Here is a 21,580-nt window from a genome sequence, read left to right as displayed (position 1 = left end):
CGCGTGGCCGCGGTGACCGGCACCGCACGCTTGCTATGTGCACAATTGCAGTGCAACTAGTTGCATAGGTAGCCCCGGCGTGCCTATGCTCGCGCTCGTGGCTCTTCCCCACGCGATCCTGGTGTCGCTGCACGAGCAGGCCGGCTCCGGTTATGAGCTCGCCAACCGATTCGACCGCTCGATCGGGTACTTCTGGAGCGCCACCCACCAGCAGATCTACCGCACCTTGCGCACCATGGAAGCCGACGGCTGGGTGCACGCCACCGAGGTGAGCCAGCGCGGCCGGCCGGACAAGAAGGTCTACACGGTCGCCGACGCGGGCCGGGCCGAGTTGGCCCGCTGGATCGCCGCACCGCTGGCCGGTCGCCGGAACGCGGTGGTCGACGCGCCGCTGCGCGACCTCGCGGTGAAGGTGCGAGCCGCCTGTTACGGCGACGCCGCGGCGGTAGCCGCCCAGGCCGCCACGCTGCGCGCCGAACGCGCCGAACGACTGGACCTGTACCGCGAGTTGCAGAAGCGCCAATTCCCAGACCCCGGCACGCTGACGGGGGCGGCGCTGCATCAGTACCTGGTGCTGCGCGGCGGGATTCGGGCCGAGGAAAGCGCCATCGACTGGCTCGACGAGATCAGGGCGGCACTGTGACAGCTAAGTACCCGATCCTGTTGTCCCCCTTGAACCTGGGGTTCACCACCCTGGCCAACCGGGTGGTGATGGGCTCGATGCACACCGGCCTGGAGGACCGCGCCTCCGACATCGGCAAACTGGCCGAATACTTCGCCGAGCGGGCCCGCGGCGGCGTGGGGCTGATCATCACCGGTGGATACGCCCCCAACCGGACGGGGTGGCTGCTGCCGTTCGCCTCGGCGATGACCACCCCGGCCGACGCCCGCCGCCACCGGCGCGTCACCGAGGCGGTGCACGAGGCGGGCGGCAAGATCCTGCTTCAAGTCCTGCACGCGGGACGCTATGCCTACCATCCCTTTTCGGTCAGCGCGTCGGCGATCAAGGCCCCGATCAACCCGTTCCGGCCACGCGCGCTCTCGTCGCGGGGGGTCGAATCGACCATCGCCGACTTCGTCCGGGCGGCCGAACTGGCCCGCGAGGCCGGCTACGACGGTGTCGAGATCATGGGCAGCGAAGGCTATCTGCTGAACCAGTTCCTGGCGCCGCGCACCAACAAGCGCACCGACCGCTACGGCGGCACCGCGGCCAACCGGCGCAGATTCCCGGTGCAGATCGTGGCCCGCACCCGTGCGGCGGTGGGGCCGGATTTCATCATCTGTTACCGGATGTCGATGGCCGACTATGTGGAAGAGGGCCAGAGCTGGGACGAAGTCCTCGCGCTGGCAACCGAAGTCGAGGAGGCCGGGGCCACCCTGATCAACTCCGGCTTCGGCTGGCATGAGGCCCGGGTGCCGACGATCGTGACGTCGGTGCCCAACAGCGCATTCGTCGACGTCTCCCACGCGGCCGCCGAGCACGTCAGCATCCCGGTGGTGGCGTCCAACCGGATCAACATGCCGCAGGCGGGCGAGCAGATCCTCGCCGAGACGTCGGTGCAGCTGATCTCGATGGCCCGCCCGATGCTGGCTGATCCGCACTGGGTGCGCAAGGCCGCCGCCGGCCGGGCCGACGAGATCAACACCTGCATCGCCTGCAACCAGGCCTGTTTGGACCATGCTTTTGTGCACAAGAAGGTCTCGTGTCTGGTCAATCCCCGAGCCGGCCACGAGACGACGCTGGTGCTCAGCCCGACGCGGCGTCGTCGGCGCATCGCGGTGGTGGGCGCCGGGCCGGCCGGGCTGTCGGCGGCGGTGAGCGCCGCCGAACGCGGCCACCAGGTGACACTGTTCGAGGCGAACGAGTTCATCGGGGGCCAATTCGACCTCGCCAAGCGGATTCCCGGCAAAGAGGAATTCGCCGGGACCATTCGCTACTACACCGCGATGCTGGACAAGTTCGCGGTGACGGTGCGGCTGGGCCGCCGGGCACATGTCGACGAATTGACCGGCTTCGACGAGGTGATCCTGGCGACCGGAGTGACGCCCCGGATCCCGCAGATCCCCGGCATCGAGCATCCGATGGTGCTGTCCTACGCCGAAGCGATCACCGGCCGCCCGGTGGGAGCCTCGGTAGCGGTGGTCGGCGCCGGCGGGATCGGCTTCGATGTCAGCGAATTCCTGGTGGTGGAGGACCCGGAGTCCTCCCCGACGCTGAACCTCAAAGAGTGGAAGGCCGAGTGGGGTGCCGCCGACCCGTGGGATGCCCCGGGAGCGCTGGTGGCTCCGGACCCGTCGCCGCCGGCTCGGCAGGTGTACCTGTTGGCCCGCTCGGCGGGAGCCCAAGGCCGCAAACTGGGCAAGACCAGTGGCTGGGTGCACCGGGCGTCACTGAAAGCCAAAGGCGTCCAACAGCTCTCCGGGGTGAACTATGAGCGCATCGACGACGACGGGCTGCACATCAGCTACGGGCCGAAGAAGTCACACCCGCAGCTGCTGGCGGTGGACAACGTGGTGATCTGCGCCGGCCAGGAACCGGTGCGCGATCTGGAGGACGGGCTGCGCGAACGCGGGCTGCGCCCGCACGTGATCGGCGGGGCGGCGCTGGCGACCGAGCTGGACGCCAAGCGCGCGATCAAGCAGGGCACCGAACTGGCCGCCCGCCTGTAGCGCTGTACGTGCGAGGTGCCCCCAGCTCGCAGGGGAAGTCAGCGCCCGAAAAGACCCACCGTGCGGGCGATCGCCATCTTCAAGTCCGCAACGGTCCCGGTCGACTCCGGCACCGGTGTCGTCGGCGTCAACCCGGCCGCCTCGCAGGGCTGGCGCCCATTTCGCTGCGAGCCTGTACGGCATGGCGAGCGTGCGCAATCCCGGCTGTCAGCCCGGTGTGTCGACCGGGGACGCGCACTCTCGCGCCGAGATTGGCGCGTAGTCGGTGGTGCGCTGGCGGGCCGGGCGGTCGATGCCCTCGGCGATCCCGACCAACTCGGCGATGGTCTTGGCCGACCCGTGTTCGGAGCCGGCCATCCGGGAGATGGTCTCCTCCATCAAAGTGCCGCCCAGATCATTGGCTCCGCCGTTGAGCATCACCTGGGTGCGCTCCACGCCCAGCTTGACCCAGCTGGTCTGGATATTGGGGATCCGGCCGTGCAGCATGATGCGCGCCAGCGCGTGCACCGCGCGATTGTCGCGGTGGCTGGGTCCCGGACGCGCTCCGCCGGCCAGATACAGCGGCGAACTCTGGTGCACGAACGGCAGCGGCACAAACTCGGTGAAACCGCCGGTGCGGTCCTGGATGTCGCGCAGCACCCGGAAGTGTCCGATCCAGTGCCGCGGCGAATCAATGTGGCCGTACATCATCGTCGAGCTGGACCGCAGTCCGACCTCATGCGCGGTGGTGACCACCTCGACCCACGTCGAGGTCGGCAGCTTGCCCTTGGTCAGCACCCAGCGGATCTCGTCGTCGAGGATCTCCGCGGCGGTGCCCGGGATACTGCCCAGCCCCGCCTCGCGCAGGCTGATCAGCCACTCGCGAATACTCAAGCCGCTCTTGGACACCCCGTTGGTGATCTCCATCGGAGAGAACGCGTGCACGTGCATCGACGGCACCCGCTCCTTGACCGCCCGCACCAGATCGGCGTAACCGGTGACCGGCAGCTCCGGGTCGATCCCGCCCTGCATGCACACTTCGGTGGCGCCGGCCAGATGCGCCTCGTAGGCGCGTTCCCCGACCTCGGCGTTGGACAGCGAAAACGCGTCGGCATCGCCCTTGCGTTGGGCGAACGCACAGAACCGGCAGCCGACGTAACAGACATTGGTGAAGTTGATGTTGCGGTTGACCACATAGGTCACGTCGTCGCCGACGGCTTCGCGACGCAGCGAATCCGCCAGTGCGGCAACCGCGTCCAGAGCCGGGCCGTCCGCAGTGGCCAGGGCCAGATACTCGGCGTCGCTGCACCCGGCCGGATCGCGTTCGGCTGAGCGCAGCGCCGCCAGCACGTCGGTGTCGACGCGTTCGGGCGCGCGGGCGGCCAGTTCGTGGATCTGTTCGCGAATCGACTCCCAGTCCCCGAATGCGCTGCCCAGATCACTGCGGGTCTCGGTGGCGCGCCCATCGACGTCGATCGCGGTGTGCAGGTCAATCCGGCCGGTGGACTGCACGTCGTCGGGCTCCTGCCAGACCAGCCCGACGGGGTTGACCTCGCGCGCCCATCCGGTGGCCGGGTCGGCCAGCGCGGCGACATGCGGGCGCACCCGCGGGTCGATCCACGCCGCACCGGCCTGCACGTAATCGGGTTGGGCGGTCAGCCGCTGCACCAGGTCGTAACCGGCCCGCTCGGTGACCGCGGCCAACTCGTCCAGCGCCGGCCACGGCCGCTCCGGATTCACGTGATCCGGGGTCAGCGGTGACACCCCGCCCCAGTCATCGACCCCGGCGCCGATCAGCGCCAGACACTCCTGCGCTGAGACCAGGTTGGGCGGCGCCTGCACCCGCATCTTCGGGCCCAGCACCAGCCGGGTCGCGGCCACCGTGGCCAGGAAATCCTCGAAGCCCGCGTCGGGCGTCGACGCCATCGCGGTGTGCTCCTTGGCCCGGAAGTTCTGCACGATCACTTCCTGGATGTGGCCGAACTCCTTGTGCACCTTGCGGATCGCGTGCACGGTGTCGGCACGTTCGGCCAGTGTCTCCCCGATGCCGACCAGCAGGCCGGTGGTGAACGGGATCGAGAGGCGGCCCGCGTCGGCCAGCGTGCGCAGCCGCACCGCCGGGTCCTTGTCCGGGCTGCCGTAATGCGCCAGCCCCTTGGTCTCGAACAGCCGCCTCGAGCTGGTCTCCAGCATCATGCCCATCGACGGCGCCACCGGCTTGAGCCGCGACATCTCCGACCAGCTCATCACCCCGGGGTTCAGGTGCGGCAGCAGGCCGGTCTCCTCCAGCACCCGGATCGCCATCGCCCGCACATAGGCCAGCGTGCTGTCGTAGCCCCGCTCGTCGAGCCATTGACGCGCTTCGGGCCAGCGCTCCTCGGGCCGGTCGCCCAGGGTGAACAGTGCCTCCTTGCAGCCCAATTCGGCGCCGCGGCGTGCGATCTCGAGGATCTCGTCGGGCCCCAGGTACATCTGCTTGCCTTGGGCTCGCAGCACCCCGGGCACGGTCACGAAGGTGCAGTAATAGCAGGTGTCCCGACACAGGTGCGTGACGGGGATGAACACCTTGCGCGAATAACTGACCGGCAGCCGGCCACCCGGCCCGCGCCGGCCGCCGGACACCATACCGGCGTCGCGCACCCGGGCCGCGCTCGCACACAGGTCGGCCAGGTCGGAACCGCGCGCACTCATCGCGATGGCGGTCTCCTCGATATTGAGAAGTACGCCGTCACGGGCCCGCCGCAGGACACGCCGCAGCGCCGACGCGTTCGTCATCCGCGTTCCACCCGCATCCGGAATCTCGCGCATGCCATACGCGCCACAGTAGCCGCCGCGCCAACCGGCCCGACGGGCGCAGGTCGCGCCCGCCCGTCCCTCAGGGCTCGCCCGCCGGCCGGGCTGCGGACAGCGCCTGGCGGCGCCGCCATAGCAGCCACCCGGGCGGTGCGCTGCCCAGCACGATCATCAGCAACACGCCGTATGCCATCACGCCGCGGTCGGCGAAGATCAGGTCGTCGCCCGGGCCGCCGAACGTCATCACCGCAATCGCCACCAGCCAGGCCCACAGCGGCAGCGCGGCCAACCGCAGCGACGACGTGCAGCGCAGAGCCAGCCACACCAAACCGGCATTGACCAGGCCGCCGACCAAGGCGCTGAGCGGAAACGGGACGGCGCCGATGTGCGCGGGCAGCAGCAGGGCGCTGGTCACGGCGCAGAGCACGCCATCGACGGCCAACAGGGTCAGTACCGGGTAGTCGGCTGCCCGCCCCGGCGTTGCGGTATTCATCGCGGGCTCGGTGAGCGGCGCGACGCGGCTCAAGTGGGGATGCTGTCCAGCTGGCTGACCATCGAACCGACCATCCACTGGAAGCTGTCCAGCCACCACTGCCAGTGCTCCAAGTTCGGGTCCAGATCGGGATCCATGCCTACGCCTTCAGCTCTACGTCAGGGACTTGCTCAGCAGAGCCTACCCCGTGCCCGGCGGCGCCGAGCTCAAGTCCGGCCAGCAGATCGGTTTCATAGCCCCGTGCGTCACGCGGACCGGCGCGACCGGCGGCCAGCACGTAGTACTCGCTGTCCAAGATGGGCTGAGCCACGTTGTTGGACAACGCAAACGCCCGGCCGGTGGGCCCCACGGTGACCTGGGTGGCATGCGCCGCCATGGCCGCCACCTTGGCCGGGCGCGACTCGGCGGCCTCGATGACCGCGTCGATCCGTTCGTCGGGAAACTCACCCACCGCGTCGCCCTCGCCCGGCAGTGTCCAGTGCGGCAACCGGTCGGCATCCCGCAGTGCCTGCCGGGCGGCCCGCGACGCACTGGCGACGGTCACCGTCCAGTAGAACTTCGGGGTGGTCCAGCCCTGGCCGGCCTTGTCGTCTGCCGCGGCCGCCACCGCCGCGGTGGTGACCCGGTGGGCGTGCACATGGTCGGGATGGCCGTAGCCGCCGTGCGGGTCATAGCTCACCACCACGTGCGGACGCAGCCGCCGGATGACGGCCGTCAGCGCCGCCACGGTCTCGGCGTCGTCGGCGTCGACGAACCGCTGTTGGCGGCGTGCGGGCGTGCCCTCCATCCCGGAATCGCGCCACCGGCCGGCGCCGCCGAGAAACTGCGGCGGACCGACACCCAGTGCCTGCAGCGCGGCGGCGAGCTCGCCGATCCGATAGCCCCCGAGCTGGTCGCCGTGATCGACCGCCAGCTGCGCCCAGCGGTCCCCGATGACCTCGCCCTCTTCGCCGAGCGTGCAGGTCACCACGTGCACGTCGGCGCCGCGGGCGGCGTAGTGGGCGATCGTTGCCCCGGTGGTCAGCGTCTCGTCGTCGGGATGAGCATGCACGAACAACAGTCGCGGGGTCCGATCTGACATCGGCCGAACCCTACCGCCCGGATCAGAAAAGGCCGAGGATGAAGCTCGCCAGGTAGTTGGGGATGTCGAGGTCGGTCAGCAGCAACGCGAGGTTGTCGTGCAGAACCGCCGAGACCGTGTCCGGGCTGAAGGAGGCCAGCAGGGCATCCCAGTCGGCTCCGAACGCGGCGCTGCCCGGATCGAAACTGCCGAACAAGCTGTTCTGCAGGGCGTCTCCGCTGAGGTCGATGCCGAGCAGACTGTTCAGCGCCTGTTCGTTCTGGGCCACGATCGAGTTGTTGGCGAGGAAGATGAAGTGGGCGACCTCGCTGGCTGCGCTGTCGCCGGGCATCTGTCCGACGACGTCCAGTTGCGCCTGCACCAGGGCGTTGTTGAACGCCAATTCGAGGCTGGCAATCCCGCTGAGCAGCGACTGGTAGGCCGCCGGCAGGCCCTGCATCAGGGCATACATGCCGGTTGTCAAGCTTGCCACCGCGGCGTTGGCGGCCTGCTCGCTGCCGCCGCTGAAGCTTGCCACCGACGGACCGGCGACACCACCGAAATCGACGACCGATGGCACGACGCTGAGCACGCTTTGCGGGTCCGGGGTTCCGCCCACGCCGAGCAGGTCGCTCAATTCCTTCTCGATGTCGCCGATGTCGACCGGCGATCCGGTGCCGAGTTCGTTCTCACCATGGCCGAACAACAGATCGCCCAGCGTGACCTGCTGTGACTCCAGGCCGCCGAGACCGGGGAAATCGATGCGCGCGTGGCTCTCGGCCACTTCAAGGCCGGGGTTGACATCCACGTTCGCCGCCGCTGAGTTGGCCAGATCGAAGGCGCGAATCTGCACGTCAGGCAGGGACTGCGTGGTCGGAGTCAGAGCCGCGACCAGTCCGCCGACGGCGAGCGCTGCAGCTGCCACGGTGGCGCACCGGTGAGCGAGGTGTTCCATCAACCGTCCTCTCCACTTGTCGGCGGCAAGTTGCTTAATACTAGCCAAGGATTATCTGTGCGCAAGACGCAGACGGGTCCGATTTCAGCTCGGACGACGGCTCCCCTCCCCCCGGCACGACGAACCTCCCAACCTTGCGACCTTAACTCCGCCGACCGGCCGCCGGGGATACCCGCGGGCCATCTCTCAGCGAACCAGAAGCGTTTGCTTAGGCTGTTCTCCTGCCGGGCCCGCCCCTACGGCCGCTTCACCCAGATTCCGGCGTCGCCGACGATGCCCACCGGCACCGCCCCGGACAGGCTGACGTTCGCCACGCTGGGACCGACGGCCACGATCGTGGTGTCTTGCAGGATCGGCAGCACGGTCGCCATGTTCCACAGCCGTGGTTCGACGGCCGCGATCACCTCGCTGATGGGCTTGCTGCCATCCAGTGCCGCATCGATCTCGGCCTGGATGCCGTGGTCGCAGACGCCGGTGATGTTCGACGGCGCCTGCACCAGCGCCGGGGAGCCGGCCGGCCGCGGCGGCACCTTCGACGTCGGTGTGGTCGACTCCGCCGCGGGTGAGGACGACGGAGGGACCGGAGCCGCAGACGGGGCTGGGCCACCGGACGTCGGCACGGTGGTGGCCTCCAGCGCGATACAGCCATACCGCGACGCCAGCAGTGTCGCCAGATCGCCGCCGGCCTGCTGCCAGCCGACGATGGCGTCGACCTGATGGGTCACCAGCGCCTCGCGGTAGAGCTTCACCGAGTCCAGCGGCAGCACCGTGGCCGCGATGCCCACGTTGCGCAGTTGGTCGGCGGCGGTGTTGGCCACGGCCACCGAGGTCGGGTCATTGGCCGCCACCCCGATGACGAGCGACAGCTGTTCGCCGTCCTGGCTGATTCGGCCGCGAGTGATCTCCGGCGGGTGCGGCAGGGTGGGCTCGGCGCCCGCCGGTGGTACCAGCGCGGAGGGCGGCGCATCCTTCTCGACCTGGTAGCCGGCCGCCTGTAGCAGCGCGAGCGCCGCCGAGTCGGACACGGCCGGCGGGGCGGTCGGCACGTAGCCGGGGTCGCTGGGCGTGCGGATCTGGGCCTGGGCCAAGGTGACGGTGTTGTCGCTGCCGGCACCCACCGTGGCCAGCAGGCCGACGTCGAGAAGCCCCAGCAGCGCCCGGCGGACGCGCACGTCGGCCAGCTTGGGTTGCCCGGCCCGCAGCGCCAACTGCATCACCCGCGGTGTGACCACCCGGGCGGTCTGCACCCCCGGGATCACCGACAGCTGGGCGAAGGCCGCCGAGCCGCCGTGGACCTGGGCCACCTGGGTGTCACCGTTGCGGATCGAGTCGGCCAGGGCGGCCGGCGACCCGGCGCGGCGGAACAGCACCAGGTCCGGTTTGGCCGGCGGACCCCAGTAGCGGTCGTTGCGGGCGAGCAGGATCGCGTCGCGCTGCGGATCGATGTTCTCGACCCGGAACTGGCCGCCGGTGACCGGCAGCGCCCGGGCCAGCCCGGCCGGGAAACCGCCGGGCACATCCTTGACGATGTGCGCGGGCAGAATGTTGCTGAACAGCTCCCGCCAGGCCGGATACGGCTTGGCGAAGGTGACCACCACGCGCTTGCCGCCGTCGACGGAGTGCACCCCGGTGATCAGGTCATACCCCGCCGGGTCGACGACGCCCGGCTGACTGACCATCTGCTGCCACAGGTACCAGAAGTCGTCGGCCGCGATGGGCGCGTTGTCGGTCCAGGAGGCCTCGGGCCGGATCCGATAGGTCACGGTGAACGGCGCGTCATCGGTCACCTTGGCCGACACCAACAGCGTCGGATCCATCTCCCAGCGGGAACCGGTCGGCGTGCCGGGATCCGGGATCGGCCGGAAGGCGCTTGGCAACACCAGCGCACTGATGGCTGCGGTGACCGGCGACAGATCGGAGCGCAGGTGCGGGTTGAACCCGGCGCCGATCGAGTCGATGCCCATGATGATCTGACTGATGCGCTGCGGCGGGGGCGCGGCGCTTTTCGGGGTCTCGGTGCTCTGCGGCGCCGGCGGCGGATTGACCGTGCACGCCTGGCTCAACACCAGCAGCATCGCCGAAACCAGTGCGCCCGCCGTCAGAGGAACGCGGCGGAGGGGCTTCGGCACGGCCACCAGGGTATCGGGGCGGCCCAAATCTAGAGGTTCTTGGCCCGGGCGCGGCTGCGCGCCCGCAGCGTCGAATCCAGCTCGACCTTGCGCACCCGCACCACCTCGGGGGTGACCTCGACGCACTCGTCGGCGGCGCAGAACTCCATCGCCTGCTCCAGGTCCAGCTCGATCGGCCGGGCCAGCGTCTCCATCACATCGGCCGTCGACGACCGCATGTTGGTCAGCTTCTTCTCTTTGGTGACGTTGATGTCGAGGTCCTCGGCGCGAGGGTTGATGCCGACCACCATGCCCTGGTAGGTGTCCTGCCCGGGCTCGACGAAGAACTGGCCTCGGTCGGCCAACTGGATCAGGGCGAACGGGGTGATGGACCCGGCCCGGTCGCTCACCAGCGAGCCGGTGTGCCGGGCCCGGATCTCGCCGGCCCACGGCTGATAGCCGTCGAAGACCGCGTTGGCGATACCGGTCCCGCGGGTTTCGGTGAGGAAGTCGGTGCGCCAGCCGATCAGGCCGCGGCTGGGGATGATGAACTCCATCCGCACCCAACCGGTGGTGTGGTTGGCCATCTCGGTCATCCGGCCCTTGCGCCCGGCGGCGAGCTGGGTGATGGCGCCGACATACTCATCCGGGCAGTCGACGGTCAGGTGCTCGAACGGCTCGTGCACCTTGCCGTCGACCTTGCGGGTCACGACCTGCGGCTTGCCGACCGTCAGCTCGAAGCCCTCCCGGCGCATCTGCTCGACGAGGATGGCCAGCGCCAGCTCGCCACGGCCCTGCACCTCCCAGGCGTCCGGGCGCCCGATGTCCACTACCCGCACCGAGACGTTGCCGATCAGCTCGGTGTCCAGCCGGCTCTTCACCATTCGCGCGGTCAGCTTGTGGCCCGAGACCTTTCCGGCCAGCGGGGAGGTGTTGGTGCCGATCGTCACCGAGATCGCCGGCTCGTCGACGGTGATGCGCGGCAACGCGACCGGGGCGGCCGGGTCGGCCAAGGTATCGCCGATCATGATGTCGCCGATGCCGGCGACGGCGACGATGTCACCGGCGACCGCCTCCTCGGTCGGGGTGCGTTCGACCCCCTCGGTGACCAGCAACTCGGTGATCTTCGCCGTCGTGGTGACCGGCTCGCCGTTGACCTCGCGCATCCAGGCAACCTGCTGGCCCTTGCGGATCCGGCCGTTGTAGACCCGGATCAGCGCGAGCCGGCCCAAAAAGGCCGACGCATCGAGGTTGGTGACCAGCGCCTGCAGCGGCGCCTCCGGGTCACCCGAGGGCGGCGGTACGTGCTCGAGGAGCACGTCGAACAGCGGGTCGAGGTTCTCCCCATCGGGAACCGAGCCGTCGGCGGGTGCGGTGGTGCTGGCCACCCCGGCGCGGCCCGACGCGTACAGCGTCGGCAGCCCCAGCGCGTGCTCGGCGGCGGCCTGCGCCGCGTCGTCGAGGTCGCTGGCCACATCGAGCAGCAGATCGTGGCTGGCCTCGACCACCTCGGCGATCCGGGCGTCGGGCCGATCGGTCTTATTGACCACCAGAATCACCGGCAGATGCGCGGCCAGCGCCTTGCGCAACACGAACCGGGTCTGCGGCAACGGGCCCTCGGACGCGTCGACCAGCAGCACCACCCCGTCGACCATGGAAAGCCCGCGCTCCACCTCGCCGCCGAAGTCGGCGTGGCCCGGGGTGTCGATCACGTTGATGACGGTGACGGTTCCATCGGCGTGGTGGCGGTGCACGGCGGTGTTCTTGGCCAGGATGGTGATGCCCTTTTCGCGCTCCAGGTCACCGGAGTCCATCACCCGGTCGGCGGCCTCTCCCCGTTCCTGCAGGGCGCCGGACTGGCGGAGCATGGCGTCGACCAGAGTCGTCTTGCCGTGGTCTACGTGCGCGACGATGGCGACGTTACGAAAGTTCACCGGGCGATTCTGCCAGCGCACCCCGCCAATCGCGAAAACGAGAAGCCTAGAGCAACGAAGGTCACAGCCCCAGCGGGGACTCGGCGCTGAACCGCTCCAGCTCCTCGAGGTGCAGCTCGGTCAGCGATTGCAGGCAATGCGCCGCCGTTTCGGTGAGCTGCAGCCGGATCACCCGCTGGTCTTCGCTGTCGCGGACCCGGGTGACCAGCCCGGCCGCCTCGGCACGCTGGATCAACTCGCCGGCACTGTGGTGGCGCAACAGCAGGTATTCGGCGACGTCACCGACCGTGGGCCCCCGCGAGTCACTGTGGCCACGGACCGCCAGCAGCAACTGGTGTTGCGCCGGGGTCAGCCCGGCAGCCTGCGCCTGGTCAGCGCTCCAGCGCTCGAAGCGCCGCAGCCGTGTCCGGAACGTAAGCAGCCGGGCATAGACGTCGTCAGGCAGGGCCACGCCGTCACTTTATGCCGCGCCCTGCCGGTCGCGCGGCAATCAGCGCAGCCGGGCGGTGATCCGAATCTCGACCGCGGCCCCGGGCGAGGCCAGTTCGGAGATGCCGACGGCGGTCCAGGCCGGATACGGCGCCGAGATGAAGGCGTCCTTGACCGCGCAGAATTCCTCGATATGCCGAGCGAGGCCGATGTGATACGTGGTCATCTCCGTGACGTCGGCGAAGCCGAGGCCCACCTCTCCCAGCAGATCGCGGAGGTTTTCAAACGCCTGAGTGAATTGCTCCGTGAGATTCTCCGAGACGGTCAGATCGGGACGGAGGCCGATCATTCCCGAGCAGCGCAGGTGATCACCGTCGATGACCGCCGGGGCGAAGTGATAGGTGTCGTGCATCGGCTGCATCCACGCCGGAATGATGGTGCGGGCCATGGGATCTCCTCGGGATTCAGCGCAGCTGCGCGAAGTATTCGGGATGGTAGGGGGCGCCGAGCGTCAGCGAAGGGTCGTTGAGTCCGCTGATGTCATGCCCGAAATCGGGCTTGGTAGACGGCAGCGGCCGGTAGAAGAGTTTGTCACCGAAGAACCGGAACACCAGTGTCTGGCGCTCCGGGCAGTCCGGCGTCACCGGGGCGCCGCCGTGCAGGATGCCGGAGTGGAAGACCAGCGCGTCACCGGGTTCGAGATCCCAGGAAATGACGTCCCAGGACGCCGGATCCTGCGCGCGCTCGGCCTCGATGTCGGGCAGCCGGGGCCAGCTGCCGTCACCCCACAGCGGCTTGGTGGGATCGGTCGGATCGGTGTAGGACGTGCCGTCGTACTGGGCACCGAGGTGCGAGCCGCGGACGAACTCGAGCGCGTTGCGTTTGGGGAGCTTCTCGAAGCTGATCCAGATGTTGAGCAGATGCGGCCCGTGGGCCGGCATGTAGGAGGTGTCCTGGTGCCAGGGTGAGCGACCGGCCTTGCCGCCCTTCTTCATGAAGAGCTCCTCGCCCAGGAACCACACGTGCTCGGAATCCCATAGCGCCGCCGCGAAGTCGGCCAGTCCCAGATCCTTGATCAGCACGAGGTACTGCTCGATGTTGTCCGGGTTGCCGTATTCGTTGAAGTGCTCGTCGGCGGTGCCCGGGTAGACCCGCTTGGCCTGCGGGCTCGGATGGGCGATCCCGTAGTCGTAGCTCTGCCTGACCCGGCGGAGCTGTTCGGTGTCGAAGAGATTCCGGACGACGACGGCGCCGTCGGTCGCCAAATCCTGCTTGAGCTGCTCGGTTACCTGCATGACCCGTACCTCATAACAGTTGTGATGTCCGTAACGAGTGTTATGCTCGTTCCCGTTTGCCGCGTTGTCAAGCCCCGGAGGAATCTGATGCCCACCGACGGAACCGCCTCGCGGCATTCGGCGCAGGCCGGCGGCGACCGGCGGGCGGAGGTCGTGGATGCGGCCGTGCGGGTGATCGCCCGCGACGGACTGTCCGGCGCTTCGCTGCGCTCGATCGCCCGCGAGATCGGCTACACCACCGGCGTGGTGATGCACCACTTCACCGGCAAGCAGGAGCTGCTGGTCGCGGCGGCCGACGCGGTGCTCGCCCCGTTCGAGGATCTGCTCGGCCAGGCCGTGTCGATGACAGACACCTTCGAGGGGCTGCGCCGGATGTGCGTGATCCCGTTACCGACCACCGAGGCCGAGCAGGTGATGCCGCGCTTCTACGCGCAGGTGCTGGCCAGCGCCGAGACCGAGCCCGCGTTCGCGGAGGCGTTCCGGGCCCGTTACAGCGCCATCCGCGGCGGCATCAGGTCCCTGCTGGCCAAGGGCCAGCAGAACGGCTCCTTGCGAACCGACTTCGATCCCGCCGCGCAATGCGACGTGTTGTGCGCACTGGTCGACGGGCTGGCGCTGCACGCGGTCAGCGAACCCGCCCGGTTCCCGCCCGCCCGGCTCGAGGCACTGGTCACCGACGAGCTGAACAAGCTGCGGCCGTAGCGCAGACCGCTACTGCGCTCCCGCGGCAGGGTTCTGCACCAGCTGATCCGGGCAGTACGACCGTGCGGCGATCCCGACGAACACCGTTCCGTGCTCGGTCGACAGCCCCGGATTGCGCTCCTTGAGGCCCTCGAGCACCTCCGTGCTCGGCTTGCCGTCCGTGATCAACTTGCACACCATCCGCGCGGTGACCACGGCCTGATCCGGGCGGTTGTAGGTGATGCCGGCCGCCTGCAGGGCCGCGAGGAAGTCGGTGTCGTCGGTGGCCGGATCGGCCTGGGCAGGCGCGGCCAGACCGATCAACATGAGCGCGGCGGGCAGCGCCGCGAACAGCCTCACCAGCCCCGCCGCGGCGGCCGGGAGCCCATCGGCTGATTCTTCTTGGCCACGTCCCGGCTGCGATAGACGATGTAGGGCCGGAACAGATATCCGATCGGCGCGCTGAACGCGTGCACCAGACGGGTGAACGGCCAGAGCGCGAACAGGCTCAGCGCGATCAGCACATGCACCTGGAAGTACAGCGGGGCCTGCAGCATCAGATCACCGCGCGGGTCGAGGGCGAAGATCGACCGGAACCAGACCGAGACCGTCTCGCGGTAGTCGTGTTGCTCCCCGTAGGCGGTGGTGCCCATCAGGGTGCAGCTCATGCCGACCACCAGCGCGCACACCAGCACCAGATACATCAGTTTGTCGTTGACGCTGGTGGCTTTGAACACCGATCGCTCGGTGCGCCGGCGATAGATGAGCAGCCCGACGCCGATCAGCGTGGCGATACCGGCGGGAAGGCCCAGGATCAGCGCCTGCAGGTGGTAGAGGCGGTCGCTCATCCCCAGCGCACGGGTCCAGGACTCCGGGACGAACAGGCCCACGATGTGGCCGATGATCACCACGAAGCTGCCGAAGTGGAACATCGGGCTGCCGATCCGCAGCAGCTTGGACTCATACAGCTGCGACGAGCGGGTGGTCCAGCCGAACTTGTCGTATTTGTACCGCCACCAGGTGGCGACACCGGCGATGGCCAGCACGAAGTAGGGCACGATGTCCCACCACAACTCCGCGGGGCTGATGACGGTGACTTCGGTCATCGTATCGGCACCTTCGGCATCCCCAGCGACACAGTCGCCGAGTATGGCTGCAGCCCAACGGCTTCGGCCGGTGGCCCAGACGCCATCAGCTCGGTCACGTTCTGCACCTCCTGATCGGTTGCCGCCGGTAGTGTCTCGCACACCGCGGCCAGCGTGTGGGCATACGCTGATTCTGCGTCGCTCAGCGACTTGTACAGCACGTCGATCGGCGCCCGGTGCGCCAGCAGCAGCCGGCGCCCGGCCTCGGGGTCGACCGTCGCGGCGAACTCCAGCACCACCGGCAGGTGATCGGGTGCCTCCCCGGCGGGCGGCTCGGCGCCGGCCTCGCGATAGGCGGTGGCGAACGCCAGCATCTGCATCCCCCGGTTGCGGGTGTCCCCGCCGGTCCAGTACGTCAAAAACATCGTCGAACGCCGTCGCATGTCGAAGGTTTCGACATAGTCGACGGCAGCCGTCATCGGATCGGAAGCGCGCAGCGCGGCCACCGTGCGCCGCAGCAGCTCCGCCGGGGTCGCATCCGCGTGGGCGAGCAGCGCTTCCACGGTGTCGAGCCGCTGCTGCAGCTGCTCGTCGGGGTAGGCCAGCAACAGCGACGCCGCCTGCCACACCGCTCGGTCGCCCGGCCCGCCGGGTTGGCGCCGCAGGGAGCGGATGAACCGCTTCACTGGTGCTCCGGGAACATCTCGGGCACCGCTTGATCGCCGCCGCCCCAGTTGAGCAGGTTGGTCCGGCCCCGCGGCCGTTGGGCGTGTCCGCCGTTCTCGACCATGTGGAACGACGACTGGTCTTGGCCGTCGGCGCTCACGAACGGGTCGTCCTCATACCCGTTCGGACCACCGGTGATCGAGCACCCCAGGTGTTCGAGCTCGTGCGCCTTCTGGCTATAGGCAGTCGGAATCACGTAGCGCTCTTCGTATTTGGCGATAGCCAGCAAACGGTACATGGAATACATCTCCTCCTCGGTCATACCGACCGAAGCGGGGATATGCGGCTGGGTCTCTCGGCCCAGGCTGATGTCGCGCATGTAGGAGCGCATCGCCGCCAGGCGCCGCAGCACGCCCTCGATGACGCCGGTGTCGCCGGCGGTGAACAGCTCGGCGAGGTAGGCCATCGGGATACGCAGCGCGTCAAGGGCGCCGAACAGGTTGCCCAGGTCTTCCCCGTCGTGCCCGTCGCGGGCTACCGCGTCGACGACCGGGGACAGCGGCGGGACGTACCAGACCATCGGCATGGTGCGGTACTCCGGGTGCAGCGGCAACGCCACCTTGTAGGTGTTGATCAGCGCGTAGATCGGCGAGCGCTGGGCAGCCTCGATCCAGGTGTCGGAGATTCCCTCGGCGCGCGCGCCCGCGATCACCTCGGGGTCGGTCGGGTCCAGGAACACCCCGCACTGCGCCTCGTAGAGGTCGGTGTCTTTCTCCACCGACGCCGCTTCGAGCACCTTGTCGGCGTCGTAGAGCACCAACCCGATGTAGCGCAGCCGCCCGACACAGGTCTCCGAGCAGACCGTGGGCAGTCCGACTTCGATTCGGGGATAGCAGAAGTGACACTTCTCGGCTTTGCCGGTCTTGTGGTTGAAGTACACCTTCTTGTACGGGCATCCCGACACGCACAGCCGCCAACCGCGGCACCGGTCCTGGTCGACCAGCACGATGCCGTCTTCTTCGCGCTTGTAGATCGCCCCGGTCGGACACGACGCCACACACGACGGGTTCAGGCAGTGCTCGCAGATCCGCGGTAGGTAGAACATGAAGGTTTCTTCGAGCTCGCTTTTGACCTGATCGCTGACCTTCGCCAGGATCGGGTCGTTGACCAGGTTCTCCGGCGAACCGGCGAGGTTGTCATCCCAGTTGGGGCCCCACTCGATGTTCATCGGGTCGCCGGTGATCGAGCTGCGCGGCGCGGCGACCGGGATGGTGTCGCCCAGCGGCGCCGACGTGAGGTTCTCGTAGTCGTAGGTCCACGGTTCGTAGTAGTCCTTCAGACCGGGCAGGTTGGGGTTGGCGAAGATGTTCAGCAGCTTGTGGACGCGTCCGCCGGCCAGCAGCCGCAGCCGGCCCTTCTTGTCGAGCGTCCAGCCGCCCTTCCACCGGTTCTGGTCTTCGTAGGTGCGCGGATAGCCTCCGCCCGGGCGGGTTTCGACGTTGTTGAACCACACATACTCGGTGCCCTCGCGGTTGGTCCAGGCCTGCTTGCAGGTCACCGAGCAGGTGTGGCACCCGATACATTTGTCCAGGTTCATCACCATGGCCATCTGAGCCATTACCTTCATCAGTAACGAACCTCCTGGGTGCGGCGGCGCACCACCGTCACCTCGTCGCGCTGGTTGCCGGTCGGCCCCAGGTAGTTGAACGCGAACGCGTGCTGGCCGTAGCCACCGGCGAGATGGCTGGGCTTGACCCGGATCCGGGTCAGCGAGTTGTGGGTGCCGCCGCGCTTGTTGTTGGTCTCGGCCCGCGGGGTGTCGACCGTGCGCTCCTGCACGTGGTAGACGAACACCACCCCGTCCGGCATCCGCTGACTCACGATCGCCCGGCCGACGAACACCCCGTTGACGTTGACCGCCTCGATCCAATCGTTGTCTTTCACATTGATCTTCGCGGCGTCTCCCGGGCTCATCCACATGGTCGGCCCGCCCCGGGACAGCGACAGCATGTAAAGGTTGTCCTGGTAGGTGGAGTGGAACGACCACTTCGAGTGCGGGGTCAGGTACCGCACGGTGATGCCGATGCCGTCGCCGACCTCGCCGAGCTCGGGGGCGTCGAACAGCCGCACCATGTCCAGCGGTGGCCGGTAGACCGGCATGTGCTCACCGAGTTCTTCGATCCAGTCGTGCGCGGTGTAGAAGTGCATCCGGCCGGTCAGGGTGTGGAACGGCTTGAGGCACTCGATGTTGATGGTGAAGGGGGCGTAGCGCCGGCCGCCGGTCTCACTGCCGGACCATTCCGGGCTGGTGACCACCGGCACCGGGCGGGCCTGGGTGTCGGCGTAGGTGATCCGCTTCTCCTCGCTGCCCTCCGACAGGTGCGCCAGCCGCTGCCCGGTGCGCTTCTCCAGTTCGCGGAAGCCCTCCGTGGCGATCCGGCCGTTGGTGGTACCCGACAGTGCCAGCACGGTATCGGCCATCCGCGTCGCGGTGGTCAGCGCCGGGCGCCCTTCTCCGGCACCGGATTTCATCACCCCGAACCGGCCAGCCAGGTCTTCGACCTCTTCGTGCGGGAACACGGTGTAGCCCTTGGTGGTCAGCCCCAAGGTGTCCACCAGCGGGCCGAGCGACTGCCACTTGTCGTGAATCGCGGTGTAGTCACGTTCTACCACAGTGACTTTGGGCATCGTCTTGCCGGGAACCGGCGTCTCGCCGGTGTTCAGCCAATCGCGTTCGGTTCCCTCGGGATAGGCCATCGCGTCGGCGGTGTCGTGCAGCATCGCGGTGAGCACGACGTCGCTGCGGACTCCCAGGTGCTTTTTGGCCAGTCCGCTGAAGGTGCGAGCGATCGCGCCGAACGCGTCGTAGTCGCTGCGGGTTTCCCACGGCGGGTCGATCGCCGCGGAGAACGAGTGCACATACGGGTGCATATCGGTCGAGGACAGGTCGGCCTTTTCGTACCAGGTCGCCGCGGGCAGCACGATGTCGGACATCAGGGTGGTCGAGGTCATCCGGAAGTCGATCGACATCAGCAGGTCGAGCTTGCCTTCGGGAATGTCGCTGTCGAAGCGCACATTCTTCGGCTTGACCCCGCCGGCCGGTGGCTCGCCGAGCACACTGGCGTCGGTGCCCAGCAGGTGCTTGAGGAAGTACTCCCCGCCCTTGCCCGAGGCGCCGATCAGGTTGGCCCGCCATACCGTGAGCACCCGCGGCCAGTTCACCGGGTTGTCCGGGTCGGTCACCGACAGCTTCAGCTCGCCGGCGGCGAGCTGCTCGGCGACGTACTCCCCCGCGTCCCGCCCGGCCGCGCCGGCCGCATCGGCCACATCCAGGCTGGACTTGTCGAACTGCGGATAGAACGGGCTCCAGCCCATCGCGGTGGCCGAAGCGAGGATGTCCATGGTGTGTTTGCCGTCGAACCGGCCCCGCCCCAGCGGCGTGGTCAGCTTGTCCGCCCCGTAGGCGTCATAGCGCCACTGGTCGGTGTGGGCGTACCAGTACGAGGTGCCCGGCACCTGGCGCGGCGGCCGCGACCAGTCGTTGCCGGCGGCCATCGTCTGCCACCCGGTCAGCGGGCGCACCTTCTCCTGGCCGACGTAGTGCGCCCAGCCGCCGCCGTTGCGCCCCATCGAGCCGGTCAGCATCAGCAGTGCCAGCACCGCCCGGTAGGTGGCGTCGCCGTGGAACCACTGGCAGATTCCGCTACCCATGATGATCATCGACCGGCCGCCGGATTCCTCTGCGTTGCGGGCGAACTCGCGCGCCACCCGGATCGCCTGGGCGGCCGAGACCCCGGTGATCGGCTCCTGCCAGGCCGGGGTGTTGACGGCGGTGCCGTCCTCGTACCCGGTGGGCCATTCGCCGGGCAGCCCGGGGCGGCCCACCGAGTAGTTGGCCAGCATCAGGTCGAAGACGGTGCAAACCAGGTGCTCGCCGACCTGACGGACCGGGACTCCGCGCTCGACGACGGTGCCGTGGCCGTCCACGGTGTCGAAGCCCGGCAGCGACACCAGGGCGCTGCGCCGGTGCCCGTTGTGGGACGCCGGGTCGAGCACGGTCAGCGCCGGCCGCACATCGCCGAGGTCGAGGTTCCACTTGCCCATGCCCTCGTCGCCCCACCGGAAGCCCAGCGAGCCGTGCGGCACCACGACGGTGTCGGTGGCCTCGTCGAGCAGGGCCGGCTTGAACGCGGCATTTTCTACCGTCTGACCCAGATCGGCGGCGGTCAGGTTCTTGCCCGGCACCAGCCGGCCGTCGCGCTGTTCCAGCTTGATCAGGAACGGCAGGTCGGTGTAGCGGCGCACATAGTCGGTGAAGAACGGCACCTCTTGCTTGACGTAGCACTCGGTGAGGATGACGTGGCCCATCGACATGGCCAGCGCACCGTCGGTGCCCGCCGCGCAGGGCATCCACTCGTCGGCGAACTTGGTGTTGTCGGCGTAGTCGGGGCTGACACTGACCACCTTGGTCCCGCGGTAGCGCACCTCGGCCATCCAGTGCGCATCGGGGGTGCGGGTGATCGGGACGTTGGAGCCCCACATCATCAGGTACGCGGCATCCCACCAGTCCCCGGATTCCGGGACGTCGGTCTGGTCACCGAACACCTGCGGAGAGGCGACCGGCAGGTCGGCATACCAGTCGTAGAACGACGTCATCACGCCGCCGAGCATCTGGATGAACCGGGACCCGGCGGCGAACGACACCATCGACATCGCCGGAATGGGCGAGAAGCCCGCGATCCGGTCGGGGCCGTAGGCCTTGATGGTGTGCACGTGCGCGGCCGCGATCATCTCGGTCGCTTCGGCCCAGGTCACCCGCACCAGCCCGCCCATCCCGCGGGCCTGCTGGTAGCGCCGCCGGCGCTGCGGGTCGGCCTGGATATCGGCCCAGGCCAGCACCGGGTCACCCAGGCGCGCCTTGGCCTCGCGGAACATCTCGACCAGCGGTCCCCGCGCGTAGGGGTAGCGGATCCGGGTCGGCGAGTAGGAGTACCAGGAGAAGGAGGCGCCCCGGGGGCAGCCGCGCGGCTCGTACTCGGGCCGGTCCGGGCCTACCGAGGGATAGTCGGTCGCCTGGTTCTCCCAGGTGATGATCCCGTCCTTGACGAAGATCTTCCACGAGCACGAGCCGGTGCAGTTCACCCCGTGGGTGGAGCGGACCACCTTGTCGTGGCTCCAGCGGTCCCGATAGAAGGTGTCGGCCTCGCGGCCGCCTTGGCGGGTGACGGTGCGCCGATCCGCCGAGACCTCGCCCGGGGTGAAGAACCGGCCACTGCGTTCCAGCAACTCCTCGAGCGGACCGCCGATGCGGGCCTGGGACGGCGGTGCCGGCGAGGTGGGCGGCGTAGCGCGTGTCATCGGAGTTCTCCTTAGAGGGGTCGCCGCACTCCAGCGGTTCAGGCAGCAGGCCGGGCCGCCGCAGCGCACCGTCT

17 protein-coding genes are annotated in these 21,580 nt (G+C 68.6%); 3 read left to right on the top strand and 14 right to left on the bottom strand.

The features are described 5' to 3' along the window. The first annotated feature begins 97 nt into the window (after positions 1-97). Together AC5Y31_RS13765 and AC5Y31_RS13760 are read left to right on the top strand one after the other, a co-directional pair. Positions 98-643 carry a PadR family transcriptional regulator gene (locus AC5Y31_RS13765; RefSeq protein WP_499980952.1) on the top strand — a complete coding sequence of 182 codons (546 nt, stop codon included), beginning with the start codon at positions 98-100 and terminating at the stop codon, positions 641-643. Further along, the gene (locus tag AC5Y31_RS13760; protein WP_499980951.1) at positions 640-2,670 is read left to right on the top strand and encodes an FAD-dependent oxidoreductase; all 2,031 of its coding nucleotides are present in this window, start codon (positions 640-642) and stop codon (positions 2,668-2,670) included. The genes AC5Y31_RS13765 and AC5Y31_RS13760 overlap by 4 nt, the downstream gene beginning before the upstream one ends. A gap of 207 nt (positions 2,671-2,877) precedes the next feature. On the opposite strand, the gene AC5Y31_RS13755 is transcribed toward AC5Y31_RS13760, so the two are convergent. The 9 genes from AC5Y31_RS13755 to AC5Y31_RS13715 form a co-directional block, all read right to left on the bottom strand. After that, positions 2,878-5,457, bottom strand: a complete 2,580-nt coding sequence (locus AC5Y31_RS13755; RefSeq protein WP_499980949.1) for a bifunctional FO biosynthesis protein CofGH — start codon at positions 5,455-5,457, stop codon at positions 2,878-2,880. Between the two features lie 67 nt (positions 5,458-5,524). Further along, positions 5,525-5,935 carry a hypothetical protein gene (locus tag AC5Y31_RS13750; protein WP_499981076.1) on the bottom strand — a complete coding sequence of 137 codons (411 nt, stop codon included), beginning with the start codon at positions 5,933-5,935 and terminating at the stop codon, positions 5,525-5,527. A 139-nt stretch (positions 5,936-6,074) separates the two neighbouring features. Continuing rightward, on the bottom strand, positions 6,075-7,016 hold the full coding sequence (mshB, locus tag AC5Y31_RS13745; RefSeq protein ID WP_499980948.1) for an N-acetyl-1-D-myo-inositol-2-amino-2-deoxy-alpha-D-glucopyranoside deacetylase: 942 nt from the start codon (positions 7,014-7,016) through the stop codon (positions 6,075-6,077). 22 nt (positions 7,017-7,038) lie between these two features. Further along, positions 7,039-7,950, bottom strand: coding sequence for a hypothetical protein (locus AC5Y31_RS13740; RefSeq protein ID WP_499980947.1), 912 nt, complete (start codon positions 7,948-7,950; stop codon positions 7,039-7,041). A gap of 236 nt (positions 7,951-8,186) precedes the next feature. Continuing rightward, entirely contained in the window at positions 8,187-10,085 is a 1,899-nt protein-coding gene (locus AC5Y31_RS13735) for an ABC transporter family substrate-binding protein (protein WP_109470843.1), read from the bottom strand. A 23-nt stretch (positions 10,086-10,108) separates the two neighbouring features. After that, positions 10,109-11,992: a translational GTPase TypA gene (gene typA / locus AC5Y31_RS13730; RefSeq protein WP_499980945.1), complete on the bottom strand. Its 1,884-nt coding sequence runs from the start codon at positions 11,990-11,992 to the stop codon at positions 10,109-10,111. Positions 11,993-12,053: 61 nt separating this feature from the next. Beyond that, complete coding sequence (locus AC5Y31_RS13725) at positions 12,054-12,443, bottom strand: MarR family winged helix-turn-helix transcriptional regulator (RefSeq protein ID WP_065025960.1); 390 nt, start codon at positions 12,441-12,443, stop codon at positions 12,054-12,056. 39 nt (positions 12,444-12,482) lie between these two features. After that, positions 12,483-12,869, bottom strand: coding sequence for a RidA family protein (locus AC5Y31_RS13720; RefSeq protein WP_499980944.1), 387 nt, complete (start codon positions 12,867-12,869; stop codon positions 12,483-12,485). A 16-nt stretch (positions 12,870-12,885) separates the two neighbouring features. Then, positions 12,886-13,716 (bottom strand): phytanoyl-CoA dioxygenase family protein, encoded by an 831-nt coding sequence (locus tag AC5Y31_RS13715; protein ID WP_065025958.1) that lies wholly within the window; start codon positions 13,714-13,716, stop codon positions 12,886-12,888. Positions 13,717-13,803: 87 nt separating this feature from the next. Here AC5Y31_RS13715 and AC5Y31_RS13710 point away from each other — a divergent pair, with 87 nt between their 5' ends. Next, on the top strand, positions 13,804-14,418 hold the full coding sequence (locus tag AC5Y31_RS13710; RefSeq protein WP_499980942.1) for a TetR/AcrR family transcriptional regulator: 615 nt from the start codon (positions 13,804-13,806) through the stop codon (positions 14,416-14,418). Positions 14,419-14,427: 9 nt separating this feature from the next. Here the strand turns inward: AC5Y31_RS13710 and AC5Y31_RS13705 are convergent, their stop codons facing one another. The 5 genes from AC5Y31_RS13705 to AC5Y31_RS13685 are packed head-to-tail and all read right to left on the bottom strand — an operon-like array spanning position 14,428 to position 21,506. After that, the gene (locus AC5Y31_RS13705) at positions 14,428-14,757 is read right to left on the bottom strand and encodes a DUF732 domain-containing protein (RefSeq protein WP_065025956.1); all 330 of its coding nucleotides are present in this window, start codon (positions 14,755-14,757) and stop codon (positions 14,428-14,430) included. After that, the gene (narI, locus tag AC5Y31_RS13700; RefSeq protein WP_207511760.1) at positions 14,754-15,503 is read right to left on the bottom strand and encodes a respiratory nitrate reductase subunit gamma; all 750 of its coding nucleotides are present in this window, start codon (positions 15,501-15,503) and stop codon (positions 14,754-14,756) included. The genes AC5Y31_RS13705 and narI overlap by 4 nt, the downstream gene beginning before the upstream one ends. After that, entirely contained in the window at positions 15,500-16,168 is a 669-nt protein-coding gene (gene narJ, locus AC5Y31_RS13695) for a nitrate reductase molybdenum cofactor assembly chaperone (RefSeq protein ID WP_065025955.1), read from the bottom strand. The genes narI and narJ overlap by 4 nt, the downstream gene beginning before the upstream one ends. Continuing rightward, entirely contained in the window at positions 16,165-17,775 is a 1,611-nt protein-coding gene (narH, locus tag AC5Y31_RS13690) for a nitrate reductase subunit beta (protein ID WP_499980940.1), read from the bottom strand. The genes narJ and narH overlap by 4 nt, the downstream gene beginning before the upstream one ends. Continuing rightward, positions 17,775-21,506: a nitrate reductase subunit alpha gene (locus AC5Y31_RS13685; protein ID WP_499980939.1), complete on the bottom strand. Its 3,732-nt coding sequence runs from the start codon at positions 21,504-21,506 to the stop codon at positions 17,775-17,777. Before AC5Y31_RS13685 ends, narH begins: the two co-directional genes overlap by 1 nt. Positions 21,507-21,580: the final 74 nt, after the last annotated feature.

The sequence above is a fragment of the Mycobacterium sp. NGS18 genome (assembly GCF_059813185.1).
The sequence above is the reverse complement of the archived record's forward strand: the minus strand, read 5'-3'. Positions and strand labels throughout refer to the sequence as shown.

Coding starts and splice junctions, on each gene's coding strand:
- narI (WP_207511760.1), bottom strand. CDS start 15,503: ATGACCGAAGTCACCGTCATCAGCCCCGCGGAGTTGTGGTGGGACATC.
- AC5Y31_RS13755 (WP_499980949.1), bottom strand. CDS start 5,457: ATGCGCGAGATTCCGGATGCGGGTGGAACGCGGATGACGAACGCGTCG.
- AC5Y31_RS13720 (WP_499980944.1), bottom strand. CDS start 12,869: ATGGCCCGCACCATCATTCCGGCGTGGATGCAGCCGATGCACGACACC.
- AC5Y31_RS13685 (WP_499980939.1), bottom strand. CDS start 21,506: ATGACACGCGCTACGCCGCCCACCTCGCCGGCACCGCCGTCCCAGGCC.
- narH (WP_499980940.1), bottom strand. CDS start 17,775: ATGAAGGTAATGGCTCAGATGGCCATGGTGATGAACCTGGACAAATGT.
- AC5Y31_RS13715 (WP_065025958.1), bottom strand. CDS start 13,716: ATGCAGGTAACCGAGCAGCTCAAGCAGGATTTGGCGACCGACGGCGCC.
- AC5Y31_RS13710 (WP_499980942.1), top strand. CDS start 13,804: ATGCCCACCGACGGAACCGCCTCGCGGCATTCGGCGCAGGCCGGCGGC.
- AC5Y31_RS13750 (WP_499981076.1), bottom strand. CDS start 5,935: ATGAATACCGCAACGCCGGGGCGGGCAGCCGACTACCCGGTACTGACC.
- AC5Y31_RS13740 (WP_499980947.1), bottom strand. CDS start 7,950: ATGGAACACCTCGCTCACCGGTGCGCCACCGTGGCAGCTGCAGCGCTC.
- mshB (WP_499980948.1), bottom strand. CDS start 7,016: ATGTCAGATCGGACCCCGCGACTGTTGTTCGTGCATGCTCATCCCGAC.